We start from the raw sequence: 15,744 nt of genomic DNA on the forward strand, positions 1-15,744 counted from the left end.
TTTCTAGTTGTCATGTTCCGAATTATGTACTGCTAGATTTCTAGTTTTCGAATAAAATATATTTATGAAGGAACACATCCGGTTTTTGCCTGGCAGCTTCACCGGATGGTTTCTGATTCAAGAAACTTTTCGAGGAACCCAATGTTCTATGTAGTTGAGAGCTGCTTGCAGCTCTTTTCTCTTGATGTCTTTGTAACTAGCAACGCCAAAGCGATCTTTGATTTCTCGATGTATCTCTCTGAAAAGCAACGGTCTGCATTCAGGGTCGTTTTCGATTTCATAAACTTTCATAGCAATGCCCTTTTGAAGTCGTCTTTGCTCACCGCTTGTGAGAGTGATTTGTTCTTCAACCATGTGGCGAATTTCTTTGACTTCACCTTTTACTTGGTCCAGTTCTTCTGATGTTTCTATAGAGAGCTTCATTGCGGCTATCAGTGACTCTTTGTTGTTTAATGGCACAACCTTGTTTGAGTAAGAACCAGTTTTTCTGATTTGTGGTATTACTTCAATTGCTAGCCAATCTTGAAATTTTTCGGCTATTTCGTTTTGAGCTTTGAATGCCAATTTGTAAACCAATGGTTCAGGGATTAGATCACCTTTTTTCACTTCTGCCACAAGTGGCAGAAAACTATTTACTCGTGACCACCTAACATTTTCATAAGTAAAACCGTTTTTGGTCGTCTTAGAAACAAAACCTAAACTTTTAGCAACTTGTTCTGCATCGAATAAAATTTGGTTGTTCTCAATCTTTGCAGCTACTTCGAATAAATTACTTTTGAATATTTTTAAATCTTTCATTACATAGCCTCCTTGTTAAAAAATTTATATTTTTTTTGTTGTTTTAGAGCCCAGTTTCTGAGAAAAACTTTGCACTCATATGCAGGGAAATACCATTTCTGACCTGATTTAAATTTTGGAAAATCAGGATCGTGAAAAAAATTATCTTGAATGGTGTTCCAACTCATATTTGTCTGGCGCTTCAACTCTTTTGTGTCCCAAAAAGAGATTTCTTCATCAATCTCTTTTAAACGTTTGTTAATTTCATCAAGATATATTTCTTTCAATTGTTGCTCATCCAGTTGGATTTTAATCACTCTAATCACCACCAATTGGTTAATATTAACTACCTTTAAATTGCTGTTTTAGCAATTTTATTAACAAAAAAATCTGTGATATTACATCCAAGCGCTAATGCTAATCTTGGTAGTTGATCAGCTTTAAAGGCATAAGTTCCATTTTCATACTTCAAATATGTTGAAGCGTTCTTAAAGCCAAGGTTTTCAGCCATTTCTTGTAAAGATATATTCATCAATTGTCTTTGGCTTTTTATAAAGTGAAGATTTAGTGTCTTCATAACATACCTCCTATAAAATTTCTATTTCAGCAACTTTATAACTTAATAATAAATTGCTGAAATAGAAATGTCAACATAAAAACAGAAAATAATTTCTTATTTAGAAATTTAATTCATTTCCGTTACAGAAAAATGTTAAAATTGTTGCTGAAACAGAAAGATGGTGAGACAATGAATATCGGAGAAAGAATTGTTTTGCTCAGAGAGAAAAAAGGCTGGAAACAGAAAGATTTAGCTGATAAAGTCAACATAAATGTTAGTGTAATGAATAGGATTGAAAAGGGTACTAGACCGCTAACTGATGTAGAAATAATAAATATCTCAAACGCTTTAGAAGTATCAACTGACCATCTACTTAAAGGTGAAGATTACCACTTAAAAGCAAAAGAAATGTTAAATGACCCCAACACTCAAATCGCAGCAAGAGATGGCGATATTTCTGACGAAGAAGCTGTAAAATTACTTGAACGGCTACTGGAGAGAGAAAGAGATCGTAAACCAGGTCAAAAACAAAGAAGAAAGTAATACTTTTATTTTCTTCTATATTTTTTCCATTTTTATAGGCTGATTGTTTCATATACTTAAGATTTATATTTTTATATAAGATTGTAATTAATGGTTATCTCATCCATTAAGTATATATAAGGGGGATTATTTCTAATGAAAAAAAGATTCTTATTTTTAACATTAATTTTAGGATTAGGAATATTTTTAGCAGCATGCGGATCAGACAATACTAAGGTTAGTGATGATGACTCAACTTCAGGTGCTGATCAAAACGAAGATAGTAAAGAAGAAGATAAATCTGAGCAGAAATCAACTGATGAGGCAGATGATGTGCAAGAAGATGCCGATACTAAAGTAACTAACACTTTCACAAATAAAGAGCTTGATATTTCAGGAACATCTGGACCATTAAATTATGAAATTTCTGCTATACAACTAAAGGAAATTGAAATTAAATCTGAATCAGCTGCAACAATGTTCGAGAAGAGTGTTGGTGATACAGTTCAAGCAATTACAATTGAAATGTCTGGTGAAAATACATCAGAAGAAGATATGTCATTTTACTTAGGTCAAGCAACTATTATTACTGATACTAAAGAACAATTAGAGCCTGATATGTTTTTATCAGAACATATAGATGGTGAATACCTAGGTCAGGTCCAACACGAAGGTCATAACGTATATATTTTAAACAAATCAAATGTTAGTGATATCAAGTCTATTGAGGTAAGAATTGGTGCGCCAGTTGATAGTAATTTTGATGCAAAAGGCGAAGATGTAGTAGAAACGATCGAAGTGAACAATTAAATGAGAATTGCCCTTTATGGGCTTTTCTTTTACACAAAAATAGAACATACGTTTCGTGGAGGTAATTTGAGTGAATTATAAAATGACAACTTTAGAAACAAATATCGAAAAACTCTATAAATTTCTTGAAATTCAATCTCCTAGCGAGATAGAAATGTACAAAATTGCAGAGAAACTTGATGTTTGGGTACACCATTGGGAACACAAAAGCATAATGAATTGCAGGGATGGAATGTATAGTATCATTTTGGATGAAAAGAAAGATCAATTTGAACAATGGCAAGACTTTGCTCATGAACTTGCACATGTGATTAATCATGTAGGCATTCAACATAATTTAAGCAGGTCATTCAGAATGAGGCAAGAATACCAAGCTAACAATTTTATGTATCATTTTTGTGTACCTACTTTTATGCTATTAAGTCTTGATGTAAATAACTATGCAAATATTAATGATGGTGTAGATTTTATTTCAAAAACATTTAATGTGACCCAAGAATTCTCCAGAAAAAGATTAATACACTTTCGAAGTCAATTATTTCAAGCTAATGCTGATGAAAACCACAGAAGACACATGGAATCAAGATACCCTAAAGCTCCACCGTACTCTAATGAAACAATGAAAATAGTTGAAAAAGCATTGAGCTTAAAAGCTAGAAAAGAAAGGATGAAAATACGTGCCTAAACAAATTTTAGACTATCAATATATTGATGGAAATTTAGAACCATTTTATTTTATTATTAAACCTTATAAAGGAGAAATAAATTGGAATAAAAACGTATTTCACTTTGATTTATTGCCTCCAATTATCTCAAAAGAGTTTACTAATTTCGATGAAACATTAATTAACTGTACTATCTCTCTCTCTGAATTGATTGTTAATAAAGACATTAAAAATAGAATTGGAATCAATCTGAAATCTATCAAACATAAATTAACTCCAGACATTCATGACCCTAGTATAATTGAACAATTTATTATTTATGCACCTGATTTACTAGAAGTTATAGGTACTATCCCTAATGAAAAAGTGAAAACCTTTCATTTAACTAATAGTTGAATTGTTTAAGGTGATGTTGAATTCTTATTTTTAACCCTTAAAATATAAATGGATTTTAAAGGAGTGATCAAATTGGCTACTTTCCGAAAGTTGCGTAGTGGCAGGTGGCAAGGACGAGTTTCGAAAGATGGACAGGAATTTAGTATTGGTACATTCAGAACAAAAAAAGAAGCCGAAATTGAAGCCAGTAAAGTAGAAGAACGTATTTACTATGGACAATCCTTGAACGATAGAAATATGTTATTTAAAGAGGTTGCAAAAGAATGGCTATATGATCATAAAAAAATAAATGTGAAAGAATCAACATTCGAACAACTTGAGGTAATTGTTCGTTTACATATACTTCCTTACTTTGGGGATAAGAAAATAATGAAGGTGCGTCGGTCAGAAATCAAAAAATGGATTAACCTATTTGGAGATTCTCAAAGTGACAAAGGGACGTATTCATATGGAGCGCGTCTAAAATACTTATCAGTTTTGAAAGGAATACTGCATTATGCTGTCCACGAACTAGAAGTGTTAGAGAAAAATCCTGCCGATAAATTGAAAGTACCAGTTCAGGATGATAATTCAATTCATAAACAAGTTAAATACTTCACTCTTGAAGAGCTTAATAAACTTTTGCTATTTATGAAGGATTATAAACATCAACGCTATCCAGATTACAAAGTATATTACATGTTAATGTATTTGTTGAGCCAAACTGGTTTGCGTATAAGTGAAGCCCTAGCTTTACAGTGGAAAGATTTAGAAGGTAACAAATTGAAAATAGAAAGACAAATAAGAAGAGATAATAACAACAAGATACAGGTCTCAACATTAAAAAACTCGGCATCCTACAGAATGATTGGTCTAGAAGAAGATTTATTGAAGGAACTAAGAAAATTCAAGCTCACACAGAATGAACTTATTTTAGGAAAAAAAGGGTTTAATAAAAGCGAAGAAGGGGTAATCTTTCAAAATTTTCGTGGTGGATACCTCACACCCTCTATAATAAGAGAAGGTATGCAGAAATATTGCAAACTTGCTGGAGTGGACTACAAAGGGACGCACGTTTTCAGACATACACATGCTGTACTTTTATTAGAAGCAGGAGCTACCATTAAATTCGTATCCAAAAGACTTGGACATAAAACAATAAAAACAACTGCAGATACCTATCTGGATATCACTGAAAAAATAGAAGAAGACGAACTAAAAAAGTTCGCGTCATACACTAAAATAAACGAGAAAAAAATCTGAATCGGCACGAAATCGGCACGAACAGATTTTTTCTCTTTTATTTCAAACAAAAAACCCTTATATAATAAGGGTTTTAAGCATTTATCCAATTGAACCTTCCATCTCGAACTTGATCAAACGGTTCATTTCAACAGCATATTCCATTGGAAGTTCTTTTGTAAATGGTTCGATGAAGCCCATAACAATCATTTCTGTTGCCTCTTCTTCAGAAATACCTCTGCTCATTAGATAAAATAGTTGTTCTTCAGATACTTTAGATACCTTTGCTTCGTGCTCTAATGAAATATTGTCATTCATGATTTCATTATAAGGAATCGTATCAGAAGTTGACTGATTATCCATAATTAATGTATCACATTCAATATTTGAACGTGCGCCAGTTGCTTTACGTCCAAATTGAACAATTCCACGGTAAGTTACTTTACCACCTTGTTTAGCAATTGATTTAGAGACAATTGTCGAAGATGTATTAGGTGCTAAGTGTAGCATTTTCGCACCTGCATCTTGGTGTTGTCCTTTACCTGCTAATGCGATGGACAATGTCATACCACGAGCGCCTTCACCTTTAAGAATAACGGCTGGATATTTCATCGTTAGTTTGGATCCGATGTTACCATCAATCCATTCCATTGTTGCATTTTCTTCACAAACTGCACGTTTTGTAACGAGGTTAAACACGTTATTTGCCCAGTTTTGAATTGTTGTATAACGGCAATATGCGCCTTTTTTGATGATAATTTCAACTACGGCACTATGCAGTGAATTTGTTGTATAAACAGGTGCTGTACAACCTTCAACATAGTGTACATGTGCGCCTTCATCTACAATGATTAACGTACGCTCGAACTGACCCATATTCTCAGAGTTAATACGGAAGTAAGCTTGTAATGGTGTGTCTACTTTAATTCCTTTAGGAACGTAGATGAATGAACCACCAGACCATACGGCTGAGTTTAATGCAGCGAATTTATTATCTGTCGGTGGGATTACCTTTGCCCAGTGCTCACGGAAAATATCTTCGTTTTCACGTAGGGCAGAATCTGTATCTTTAAAGACAATTCCTTTTGACTCAAGATCCTCTTGCATATTATGGTAAACAACCTCAGATTCGTATTGAGCTGAAACCCCAGCAAGATATTTTTGCTCCGCTTCTGGAATACCTAACTTATCAAAAGTTTGTTTGATTTCTTCAGGTACCTCATCCCAAGAACGCTCTGTTTTCTCAGATGGTTTTACATAATACGTAATCTCATCAAAGTTTAGTGCTGATAGATCGCCACCCCATTGAGGCATTGGCATATTGTAGAAGTGCTCTAAAGATTTTAATCGGAAGTCAAGCATCCATTGAGGCTCTTCCTTCATTTTAGAAATCTCTTGCACGATTTCTTTAGTTAAACCGCGTTTTGACCGGAAAATGGAAATGTCCTTATCGGCAAATCCATACTTGTAATCGCCGATTTCAGGTGCTTTTTTTGCCATTTCGTATTCCTCCATTCTTATGGTTAGAAAAATCCTTCACCATGATTTATTTTAACGTCACAACTCTATGACTACTTAGCTGCATCTTCCTCGTTCATTCCCTTTTCCATCGCCTTCCACGCTAGTGTCGCACACTTAATACGTGCCGGAAATTGGGAAACACCTTGAAGTGCTTCAATATCACCCAAATCGATATCGTCGTCATAATCTTTCCCAAGCATCATATCAGAAAAAATATGAGATAGCTTTACTGCTTCTTCCTTTGTTTTTCCCTTAATCGCCTGTGTCATCATAGATGCCGATGACATTGAGATAGAACAGCCTTCACCTTCAAATTTGGCATCAGCGACTTTCCCATCTTCGAGCTTTAAGGTTAACTGAATTCTATCTCCACAAGTCGGATTATTCATATTAACTGTTAAGCTATCATCTTCAAGCACGCCTTTGTTTCGAGGGTTCTTGTAGTGATCCATAATCACTTGGCGATAGAGGGTATCTAAGTTATTAAAAGACATCGCTGAAATACTCCTTCGTTTTAATAAGCCCTGCTGTAAGCTTATCAATATCTTCTTCTGTGTTATATAAATAGAAGCTTGCTCTAGCTGTTGCTGATTGCTTCAACCATTTCATTAACGGCTGTGCACAATGATGTCCCGCTCTAATAGCGATTCCTTCAGCGTCTAATACCGTTGCCACATCATGCGGGTGAACATCATCTAAATTAAATGTAACAATCCCTGCACGATTTGCTGCTGTTTTTGGACCGAAAATTTTCATGCCTTCTACTTCAGAAAGTCTCTCTAAAGCATAAGCAGCAAGCTTATGTTCATGAGCCTCAATTTGATCTAAACCAATTTCTTCCAAGAAATCAATCGCTGCACCTAGTCCAATCGCTCCAGCAATGATTGGTGTGCCACCTTCAAACTTCCACGGAAGTTCTTTCCATGTAGACTCATATAAGCCGACAAAATCAATCATTTCGCCACCAAATTCAACTGGCTCCATATTTTCTAAAAGTTGTTTCTTTCCATAAAGAACACCAATACCAGTAGGTCCACACATTTTATGTCCTGAAAAAGCAAGAAAATCACAATCTAGATCTTGCACATCAATTTTTAAATGCGGTGCCCCTTGTGCAGCATCAACAACCATTACAGCTCCATGCTGATGAGCAATTTTGGCAATATCTTTAATAGGATTGATTACACCCAATACGTTAGATACAAGTGTAACAGAAACAATTTTCGTTTGGTCTGTAATTGTAGCGGAAACATCACTCAGAGCAATTGTTCCATCTTCTTGTAATGGTAAATATTTTAATGTTGCACCAGTTTCCTTAGCCACTTGTTGCCAAGGAATAATATTACTATGGTGCTCCATATAGGAGATAACAATCTCATCCCCTTCTGAAAGATTCGCTCTCGCATAGCTTGCAGCCACTTTATTTATACTAGTCGTTGTTCCTCTAGTAAAGATAATTTCTTCAGTGGATCTTGCCCTGATAAACTTGCGGACTTTTTCTCTGGCGCCTTCATAGCCGTCAGTAGCCCTTGTACCTAAAGTGTGTACACCTCTATGAACATTTGAATTATCGTTATGATAATATTTTTGTACCGCTTCAATCACTTGAATTGGTTTTTGTGATGTAGCACCGCTATCTAAATACACTAATGGATGGCCATTGACTTCTTGATTTAGTATTGGAAATAGCTCGCGAATCTCTTTTGCATTCATTATTGAACTTTCCCTTCGATCACAGCTGTTAATTGCTTTTTAACCCCTTCGATAGGAAGAGCATTAACTACTGGAGCAAGGAAGCCATGAATAACAAGGCGTTCTGCTTCTTTTTGTGAAATACCACGACTCATCAAATAATATAATTGTAACGGGTCGACACGACCAACAGAAGCTGCGTGACCAGCTGTTACATCATCTTCATCAATCAATAGAATTGGATTCGCATCTCCACGTGCTTTTTCGCTTAGCATTAATACACGAGATTCTTGTTCTGCATTTGCCTTTGTCGCTCCGTGCTCAATTTTACCAATTCCATTAAAGATGGAAGTAGCTGCATCCTTCATTACACCATGTTTTAAGATGTAACCTTCAGATGCTTTACCAAAGTGTACGATGTTTGTTGTAAAGTTTTGCGTTTGTTTCCCGCGACCTACAACGACTGTTTTCATATCTCCATATGAACCATCGCCGATTAAATTCGTTTTATTATCAGATACTGTATCGCCATCATTCATTAAGCCTAATGCCCATTCAATACGTGCATCTCGGCCAGCAACTCCGCGACGATTCACATATACAGTAGTTCCAGCAGATAAAGTGTCTACCGCTCCATAAGTTACTTTTGCATTTGTATTAGCAACAACTTCGGAAATGATGTTAAAAATGCCTTTGCTTTCTTCCATTGTTGAAATGTAGTTTTCTACATAAGTAACAGAACTATTATCTTCAGCAACCAATAATACATGATTGAATAGGTTTGCTTCTTGATCGTCGTGAATAAATACAGAGTGTAGTGGCTCTTTGATTTCTACATTTTTAGGAATATAGACAAATACGCCACCATTCATCAGTGCAGCATGTAAAGCTGTTAACTTATGTTCGTCAACCTTTACCCCATCTGTCATATAATATTTTTGTAACAGATCTCCGTGCTCTCTAGCAGCAGTAAAGATGTCGGTGAAAATAACACCTTGATCTAGAACTGTCTTTGATAAAGAGATATATGCCGGACGATTATTACGCTGAATATATAAATTTTGGTCAGCTGATTCTAAATTGATTAAGCTTCTTACTTCTTCTGGCAAGTCAGTTAATGAAGAGTAATCTTCACTTCCCACGATATGCTTATCAAATTGAGTGAAATTCCATTTTGAAATATTTGTTTTATCAGGCTTAGGCATTGGAAGATCTTCAGCTTTCTCCAGTGCGTTTACACGGAGATCTGTCATCCATGCAGGCTCGCCCATATCTTTTGAAAAAGAATGTACGTATTCTTTATCAAATGGTAACTTTATTTCTGTTGACATAGTGATCCTCCTAACTCTTACGCTTCTTGCTCAACTGATTCGTCTTCAATACCTAATTCTTTTTTAATCCAGTCATAACCTTCAGCTTCTAGTCTTTGTGCTAATTCTGGTCCACCAGACTTAACGACACGACCTTGCATCATTACATGCACGTGATCAGGCGTGATGTAGTTTAATAGACGTTGATAGTGAGTAATAATTAAGCAACCAAATTCCTCACCGCGCATTTCATTAATCCCTTTAGAAACGACTTTCAATGCATCGATATCTAATCCAGAATCAATTTCATCAAGAATCGCAATTTTAGGCTCAATCATCATCATCTGTAGGATTTCATTACGTTTTTTCTCCCCACCAGAGAAGCCTTCGTTTAAGTAACGTTGGGCCATATCTGTATCCATTTCAAGATACTCCATGTTTTTATCCATTTTACGAATGAATTTCATTAGAGAAATCTCTTCGCCTTCTTCTCGACGGCTATTAATTGCGGAACGTAAAAAATCTGCATTAGTTACGCCACTGATTTCACTTGGGTACTGCATTGCTAGGAATAGACCTGCGCGCGCGCGCTCATCTACTTCCATTTCAAGTACATCTTCACCATCTAAAATAATACTTCCTTTTGTTACTTCATATTTCGGATGTCCCATAATTGCGGAAGATAATGTTGATTTACCTGTTCCGTTAGGACCCATAATTGCGTGGATTTCTCCACCCTTTATCTCAAGGTTAACACCTTTTAAAATCTCTTTTCCTTCAATTTCAACATGAAGGTCTTTAATTGTTAATGTAGATGCCATGTTTATACCTCCGTAATAAAAAAGATTTGCACTGTTAAGTCAAATCTCATTTCTAGTTTAATTCTCACTTTATTCTCATTACAATCTTATAACAAATTAAATGTGATATCAACTCTTTGCACATATTAGACGATATTTCCACTATGTATATGTTGTAAACCTATCACCATCCATTATTCTACACTAAATTTAGCGAAAATAACTCATTTTTCTTCTATTTATATATGACTTATTGTTAAGTTCTTTTCTACTTGCATTTATGTCCAAATTAAAATCGGCATAATCATCTTGTTCATAAGCAATTATATAAACAAAAGAAACCAGATTTTTACACAATATATGGTTTCACGCCAACTTAACATTGACGTAATTAAATCTCATTTTTCATTTATTATATACAAAAAGAGCCGTCTAACTGACAGCTCTCCTCTTTATTTAAGCATGTGCTTTACGTTCGATATCGGCAACAATTCTTTGACTCTTTAAGTAATCTTTTTCACGCTGTTTTTCTACGCGCATCCTTACATCCTGTCTTTGGCAATACGTTTCATAACCTACTCCATATGCTCCGTGCATGGCCTTTTCCATTTCGCTTGTGTAATTCAGCTGTAGCTGACTAATAATGAATCAATCCTTTCAAATTTTCGCCGTTTAAAGCGTTATAATGATTACAATAAAAATACTACACTATAAACTTACCCGACTCAAACACGATAAAACACGAAAATACGCTTTTTTACTGAATTTATCGTGATTGGTTTTATCCACCTCTTTTATTCATAAATTCATGGGTCAATACTTACAAATATTCACCTTTACTCATACAAAAGTTAGGAATGACTATTTTGTCTGTGCAAAACACCTCTAATCAACAGTTAAGGTCACCTTTGTAAGATTAAGCAATATACAGAGAATTATTATTTGTTTTTTATTAAGATTTCTATTTTCACTTCTGATATACGATCTAATCGGTTTTTGTTCTGCTATCTTTGCATTTTTCTCTCTCGTGCGCAAGCCGCTTTTATTAGCAATTTTTCGTATCCTTAACCTTAATGAACGCGGAAACCCGATCATGGGGGAAAAGCTTGTACACTTGATTTATTATTTTCTTTCTTAATAATACGAATTTCCCTCACTACTTGTTTCTATCAAACCGAATTTAGGATTCTCCAAAAGCCGTCTAATCTACCTTTATTTGCATCAATTGTACTAGTTAGCCCCTATACATCGCCTTACCAAAAAAAGAAGCCTACAACTAAGTAGACTTCTTTAATAAATTTCTATTATTCAGTAACAGGTACAACTGCACCTTCATATTGTTCTTCAATGAAATTTTGGATTTCTTCAGAGTGTAATACTTCTAGTAGTGCTTTTATTTCTTCTTTGTCTTCATCCCCAGCTCTAACTGCGATTACATTCACATATGGAGAATCACTTTCTTCAAGTGCAATTGCATCTTCCACTGGATTTAAGCCAGCATCAATTGCATAGTTAGAGTTAATTAGAATTGCGTCACCTTCTCCATTATTATATATTTGTGGAAGAAGTGCTGCTTCATACTCCGTATCAAACTTTAGATTTTTCGTATTTTCCTCAATATCATCAATTGTCGCTGTCGTTTTATCGACATCAGCTTTTAGTGTAATCAAACCTTCCTTTTCTAACATTGTCAAAATACGACCATGGTCAGGTACAGAGCTACTCATAATAACTGTTGCTCCTTCTGGAAGATCATCTAAGCTATCATATTCTTGTGAATAAACACCAATTGGCTCGATATGAACACCACCAGCATTAACAAAATCATAATCATTTTCAGCCATTTGAGATTCTAAATAAGGGATATGTTGGAAATAGTTCGCATCAATATCGCCACCCTCTAACGCTTGGTTCGGTACAATATAATCTTGGAACGTTGTGATATCCAGCTCAATTCCTTTTTCTTCTAATAAAGGTTTTGCTTCATTAAGGATTTCAGCATGCGGTACGTTAGATGCCCCAATTTTTAATGTTTTTGTTCCTTCATCAGATCCTTCGCTACCTTCATCTGAAGATCCACAGGCAGCAATAAATAATGCAACAGCTGCAATCATTAAAACAGATAACCATTTTTTCATTTTTTAGCTCTCCTATCGTTTGTCTAGTTTGGAAGTAATCAAATCACCAATCATTTGGATGATAAACACGATAATTAAGATAATAATCGTTGCAATCCATACAACGTCATATCTACTTCTTTGGAAACCTTCTAAGTAGGCAAGGTTACCTAATCCTCCTGCACCTATGACACCTGCCATTGCCGTATATCCGACTAGCGCAATCGCTGTAACGGTAATACCCGAAACAAGCGCTGGCATAGATTCAGGGATGAGTACTTTCCATATAATTGTACTTGTTTTTGCACCCATCGATTTAGAGGCTTCAATGACACCTTTATCAATTTCACGTAAGCCAATTTCCACCATTCTTGCATAGAAAGGTGCTGCACCAATAATGAGTGCTGGTAATGCTGCATTTTCACCAATCATTGTCCCTAAAATCATTTTTGTGAAAGGGATTAATAACACAATCAAGATTAAAAACGGAATGGATCGAAAGACATTGACGAATGCCGCAATGATCTTATTAACTAGCTGATTTTGCCATATATTACCTTTAGAGGTTAAGAACAAAAGTAATCCAAGAATAATTCCTAAAATAAACGTGGCTATAACAGAAATACTTGTCATATATAAAGTTTCTTTTGTTGCTTCCCACATTCTTTCCCAATCCACATTTGGTAGCCATTCATTAAGCATGGGAAATCACCTCCACGCCAACCTTCTGCGAATGAATATATTCAATCGCGCGGGTAACCTCATCCGACTCTCCATCTATATGAATAAATAAGGTACCGTAAGAGCCACTTTGTGTTTGGGATATCTTTCCTTGTAATACATTCACTGTTACATTGTAGTGGCGAATTAAGTTTGTGATTAATGGTTGTTCCGCTGAACCACCTACAAATCCAAGTTGAACAATTTGGCCATTTGGATAAGCACTCAGTAAATGTGTAATCGTTTCCTTCGTTTCTTCCGGTTCGGTCACTTGTTGAACAAATCGCTTCGTAATAGGTTCTTTTGGCTTTTGGAACACATCTAGCACTTCGCCAATTTCAACAATTCTTCCACCTTCCATGACAGCCACACGGTGGCAAATCTTGCGAATGACATGCATTTCATGCGTAATTAACACAATAGTTAACCCTAAACGTTCATTAATATCAACAAGTAAGTCGAGAATACTATCAGTTGTTTGCGGATCTAGAGCACTTGTCGCCTCATCACATAACAGTACTTTAGGATTATTGGCAAGTGCTCTAGCAATACCTACTCGCTGTTTTTGTCCACCGCTTAATTGCGAGGGATAGGCATCCTCTCGACCATCTAGTCCAACCAATTTAATTAATTCATTAACTCTCTCTAGTCGCGCTTTCTTAGGTACACCAGCAATTTCTAATGGAAACGCAATGTTTTCTCGTACTGTTCGAGACCACAATAAATTAAAATGTTGGAAAATCATGCTTATTTCTTGTCTAGCCTTTCTTAAGCTAGCACCTTTTATGCGAGAAACTTCATTCCCAGCTACAGATACAACGCCTTCAGTCGGGATTTCAAGTCCATTTAACATACGAATCAATGTACTTTTACCCGCACCACTGTACCCGATTACACCGAATATTTCACCCTCGTTAATTTCGAGGTTAACATTGTCTACTGCATTTACTTTCCCGTTTTTCGTTGAGAAAATCTTTTTTACATCTTTTATTGAAATCATTTTATACTTCACCTCTTCAATCCAGAAAAACCAACACATTTATAGCATATCCATTGTTTATAAAAAAAGCCTTCCTGCTTATGAGCAGAAAGGCTTGTTATGAAAATTCCTTTCTCTCATCTTTCAAAGCTAATGCTTTGAGTGAATTGGCACCATTTCAATTAAATGACGGTTGCCGGGCTTCAAAGGGCACTTCCCTCCACCTCTCTAAATAAGAGCAAACTATGAATATATTGAATTTTTTTGTGTACCTGTGTAATAGTATCATGTCATTGAAGTAGGTGTCAAATCTGAAATAATAGTTGTTAGACCCTTATATTTAATGAAGCAATACCGGTTGCCGCTTCAATAGCAGATTCAAGATCATCGATCAAATCTTCTACATTTTCAATTCCAATTGATAATCGGATTAAGTCTTCAGGTACACCTGCTTGTTTTAACCCATCCTGATTAAGTTGTTGATGCGTTGTGCTTGCTGGATGTATAATAAGACTTTTTGCATCACCTACATTCGCTACATGTGCGAACAGCTCAACCGAATTAATAACCTTCGCACCTGCTTCACGCCCACCAGATATGCCAAAAACGACAACTGCCCCTGCACCTTTAGATAAATATTTGTCTGCTAATTCTTTATTAGGATGGTTGTCATCGCCCGGATAAAGTACCCAATTAACAGCAGGATGATTATTTAAATATTGCACAATTTTTTTCGTATTAGCAATATGTTCTTTCATTCGAACCGTTAACGTTTCTAAACCTAACGTAAATTGGAAGGCGCTTTGTGCACTTAGTGCTGGACCTAAATCTCTTAGAAGCTGCACTCTCGCTTTAGTAATATATGCTACAGGGCCCAGTGCCTCACTATATACTATATCGTTATAGCTTGTATCCGGCTGACTTAATCCTGGATACTTCTCTGAGTTCCAATCAAATTTACCACCGTCAACAATGATCCCCCCCATTGTCGTCCCATTCCCAAGTAACCATTTCGTAGCAGAATGAACAACAATATCTGCGCCATGCTCAATCGGCCGACATAGATAAGGAGTTGCAAATGTGTTATCAACCACTAACGGCACACCATGTTCATGGGCGATATTTGAAACTGTTTCAATATCTAGTACTTGTAAACTCGGGTTACCAATGGTTTCGGCAAATACAGCTCGTGTCTTCTCATTGATTGCTGCTCGTAGTTCCTCTTCATTATTAATATCGATAAGCCTAACGTTGATGCCGTACTTTGGTAAAGTGACTGTAAATAAATTATATGTACCTCCATATAAATTAGAGGCAGCTACAATTTCATCACCCGCTTGAACAATATTAAGAAGAGCTAAGTAAATGGCTGCTTGCCCGCTTGCTAATGCTAATGCGCCTGTTCCCCCTTCTAACAATGCAACTCTTTCCTCAAACACAGTAACCGTTGGATTATGAATACGAGAATAAATATATCCTGTTTCTTTTAAGCCAAATAAGTCTTGCGCATGCTCTGTATTCTGGAATTGATAAGCATTATTTTGATAGATTGGGACCGCTCTTGCCCCTGTTACTGGATCAGGTTTTAGCCCACCATGAACACCAATTGTTTCAAATCGAAGTTGCTTTTCTTTTTCTGCCATTTTACATCTCTC

General features: G+C 35.7%; 18 protein-coding genes and 1 riboswitch. Of the genes, 5 read left to right on the top strand and 13 right to left on the bottom strand.

The annotated features are described in order from the left end of the window. Positions 1 to 117: 117 nt before the first annotated feature. From MKX78_RS19740 to MKX78_RS19750, 3 genes are read right to left on the bottom strand one after another with little or no spacing between them, the layout of a single operon-like run. Positions 118 to 798, bottom strand: a complete 681-nt coding sequence (locus MKX78_RS19740) for an ORF6C domain-containing protein (protein WP_341052058.1) — start codon at positions 796 to 798, stop codon at positions 118 to 120. Continuing rightward, a complete protein-coding gene (locus MKX78_RS19745) occupies positions 798 to 1,094 on the bottom strand; it encodes a group-specific protein (protein ID WP_341052060.1) in 297 nt (98 codons plus the stop codon). Before MKX78_RS19745 ends, MKX78_RS19740 begins: the two co-directional genes overlap by 1 nt. Positions 1,095 to 1,129: 35 nt before the next feature. Then, positions 1,130 to 1,354 (bottom strand): helix-turn-helix domain-containing protein, encoded by a 225-nt coding sequence (locus tag MKX78_RS19750; RefSeq protein ID WP_341052062.1) that lies wholly within the window; start codon positions 1,352 to 1,354, stop codon positions 1,130 to 1,132. 171 nt (positions 1,355 to 1,525) lie between these two features. Between MKX78_RS19750 and MKX78_RS19755 the strand changes: the two genes are divergently transcribed. The 5 genes from MKX78_RS19755 (at position 1,526) to MKX78_RS19775 (ending at position 4,971) form a co-directional block, all read left to right on the top strand. After that, a complete protein-coding gene (locus MKX78_RS19755; protein ID WP_341052064.1) occupies positions 1,526 to 1,879 on the top strand; it encodes a helix-turn-helix domain-containing protein in 354 nt (117 codons plus the stop codon). Positions 1,880 to 2,014: 135 nt separating this feature from the next. Then, positions 2,015 to 2,668: a hypothetical protein gene (locus tag MKX78_RS19760; RefSeq protein ID WP_341052066.1), complete on the top strand. Its 654-nt coding sequence runs from the start codon at positions 2,015 to 2,017 to the stop codon at positions 2,666 to 2,668. A gap of 70 nt (positions 2,669 to 2,738) precedes the next feature. Further along, on the top strand, positions 2,739 to 3,353 hold the full coding sequence (locus MKX78_RS19765) for an ImmA/IrrE family metallo-endopeptidase (protein WP_341052069.1): 615 nt from the start codon (positions 2,739 to 2,741) through the stop codon (positions 3,351 to 3,353). Next, positions 3,346 to 3,729: a hypothetical protein gene (locus tag MKX78_RS19770; RefSeq protein WP_341052072.1), complete on the top strand. Its 384-nt coding sequence runs from the start codon at positions 3,346 to 3,348 to the stop codon at positions 3,727 to 3,729. The genes MKX78_RS19765 and MKX78_RS19770 overlap by 8 nt, the downstream gene beginning before the upstream one ends. A gap of 72 nt (positions 3,730 to 3,801) precedes the next feature. Further along, complete coding sequence (locus tag MKX78_RS19775; RefSeq protein WP_341052074.1) at positions 3,802 to 4,971, top strand: tyrosine-type recombinase/integrase; 1,170 nt, start codon at positions 3,802 to 3,804, stop codon at positions 4,969 to 4,971. A gap of 81 nt (positions 4,972 to 5,052) precedes the next feature. Here the strand turns inward: MKX78_RS19775 and sufB are convergent, their stop codons facing one another. The 10 genes from sufB to MKX78_RS19825 form a co-directional block, all read right to left on the bottom strand. Continuing rightward, entirely contained in the window at positions 5,053 to 6,450 is a 1,398-nt protein-coding gene (gene sufB, locus MKX78_RS19780) for a Fe-S cluster assembly protein SufB (RefSeq protein WP_095371998.1), read from the bottom strand. 71 nt (positions 6,451 to 6,521) lie between these two features. After that, positions 6,522 to 6,965, bottom strand: a complete 444-nt coding sequence (sufU, locus tag MKX78_RS19785; protein ID WP_341052077.1) for a Fe-S cluster assembly sulfur transfer protein SufU — start codon at positions 6,963 to 6,965, stop codon at positions 6,522 to 6,524. After that, a complete protein-coding gene (locus MKX78_RS19790; RefSeq protein ID WP_341052079.1) occupies positions 6,955 to 8,184 on the bottom strand; it encodes a cysteine desulfurase in 1,230 nt (409 codons plus the stop codon). The genes sufU and MKX78_RS19790 overlap by 11 nt, the downstream gene beginning before the upstream one ends. Beyond that, positions 8,184 to 9,494: a Fe-S cluster assembly protein SufD gene (gene sufD, locus MKX78_RS19795; protein WP_095371995.1), complete on the bottom strand. Its 1,311-nt coding sequence runs from the start codon at positions 9,492 to 9,494 to the stop codon at positions 8,184 to 8,186. The genes MKX78_RS19790 and sufD overlap by 1 nt, the downstream gene beginning before the upstream one ends. Before the next feature lie 17 nt (positions 9,495 to 9,511). Next, positions 9,512 to 10,294 (bottom strand): Fe-S cluster assembly ATPase SufC, encoded by a 783-nt coding sequence (sufC, locus tag MKX78_RS19800; protein ID WP_095371994.1) that lies wholly within the window; start codon positions 10,292 to 10,294, stop codon positions 9,512 to 9,514. Positions 10,295 to 10,729: 435 nt separating this feature from the next. Next, positions 10,730 to 10,870: a hypothetical protein gene (locus MKX78_RS19805; RefSeq protein ID WP_180316907.1), complete on the bottom strand. Its 141-nt coding sequence runs from the start codon at positions 10,868 to 10,870 to the stop codon at positions 10,730 to 10,732. 707 nt (positions 10,871 to 11,577) lie between these two features. Beyond that, positions 11,578 to 12,411, bottom strand: a complete 834-nt coding sequence (locus MKX78_RS19810) for a MetQ/NlpA family ABC transporter substrate-binding protein (RefSeq protein WP_341052082.1) — start codon at positions 12,409 to 12,411, stop codon at positions 11,578 to 11,580. 12 nt (positions 12,412 to 12,423) lie between these two features. Further along, on the bottom strand, positions 12,424 to 13,092 hold the full coding sequence (locus MKX78_RS19815) for a methionine ABC transporter permease (protein WP_095371992.1): 669 nt from the start codon (positions 13,090 to 13,092) through the stop codon (positions 12,424 to 12,426). Further along, positions 13,085 to 14,110, bottom strand: a complete 1,026-nt coding sequence (locus tag MKX78_RS19820; RefSeq protein WP_095371991.1) for a methionine ABC transporter ATP-binding protein — start codon at positions 14,108 to 14,110, stop codon at positions 13,085 to 13,087. The genes MKX78_RS19815 and MKX78_RS19820 overlap by 8 nt, the downstream gene beginning before the upstream one ends. A 113-nt stretch (positions 14,111 to 14,223) precedes the next feature. Beyond that, positions 14,224 to 14,328: riboswitch (SAM riboswitch) on the bottom strand. Between the two features lie 87 nt (positions 14,329 to 14,415). Then, positions 14,416 to 15,732, bottom strand: a complete 1,317-nt coding sequence (locus tag MKX78_RS19825; RefSeq protein ID WP_095371990.1) for an O-acetylhomoserine aminocarboxypropyltransferase/cysteine synthase family protein — start codon at positions 15,730 to 15,732, stop codon at positions 14,416 to 14,418. Positions 15,733 to 15,744 lie beyond the last annotated feature (12 nt).

Origin of the sequence: Cytobacillus sp. FSL R5-0569, assembly GCF_038007265.1 — a bacterium.
In the GTDB taxonomy this organism is placed as follows: domain Bacteria; phylum Bacillota; class Bacilli; order Bacillales; family Cytobacillaceae; genus Cytobacillus; species Cytobacillus kochii.

Bases quoted from the DNA above. Each gene is read 5' to 3' on its own strand.
- MKX78_RS19740 (WP_341052058.1), bottom strand. From the start codon at position 798: ATGAAAGATTTAAAAATATTCAAAAGTAATTTATTCGAAGTAGCTGCA.
- MKX78_RS19750 (WP_341052062.1), bottom strand. From the start codon at position 1,354: ATGAAGACACTAAATCTTCACTTTATAAAAAGCCAAAGACAATTGATG.
- MKX78_RS19755 (WP_341052064.1), top strand. From the start codon at position 1,526: ATGAATATCGGAGAAAGAATTGTTTTGCTCAGAGAGAAAAAAGGCTGG.
- MKX78_RS19760 (WP_341052066.1), top strand. From the start codon at position 2,015: ATGAAAAAAAGATTCTTATTTTTAACATTAATTTTAGGATTAGGAATA.
- sufB (WP_095371998.1), bottom strand. From the start codon at position 6,450: ATGGCAAAAAAAGCACCTGAAATCGGCGATTACAAGTATGGATTTGCC.
- sufU (WP_341052077.1), bottom strand. From the start codon at position 6,965: ATGTCTTTTAATAACTTAGATACCCTCTATCGCCAAGTGATTATGGAT.
- MKX78_RS19790 (WP_341052079.1), bottom strand. From the start codon at position 8,184: ATGAATGCAAAAGAGATTCGCGAGCTATTTCCAATACTAAATCAAGAA.
- sufD (WP_095371995.1), bottom strand. From the start codon at position 9,494: ATGTCAACAGAAATAAAGTTACCATTTGATAAAGAATACGTACATTCT.
- sufC (WP_095371994.1), bottom strand. From the start codon at position 10,294: ATGGCATCTACATTAACAATTAAAGACCTTCATGTTGAAATTGAAGGA.
- MKX78_RS19805 (WP_180316907.1), bottom strand. From the start codon at position 10,870: ATGCACGGAGCATATGGAGTAGGTTATGAAACGTATTGCCAAAGACAG.
- MKX78_RS19810 (WP_341052082.1), bottom strand. From the start codon at position 12,411: ATGAAAAAATGGTTATCTGTTTTAATGATTGCAGCTGTTGCATTATTT.
- MKX78_RS19815 (WP_095371992.1), bottom strand. From the start codon at position 13,092: ATGCTTAATGAATGGCTACCAAATGTGGATTGGGAAAGAATGTGGGAA.
- MKX78_RS19820 (WP_095371991.1), bottom strand. From the start codon at position 14,110: ATGATTTCAATAAAAGATGTAAAAAAGATTTTCTCAACGAAAAACGGG.
- MKX78_RS19825 (WP_095371990.1), bottom strand. From the start codon at position 15,732: ATGGCAGAAAAAGAAAAGCAACTTCGATTTGAAACAATTGGTGTTCAT.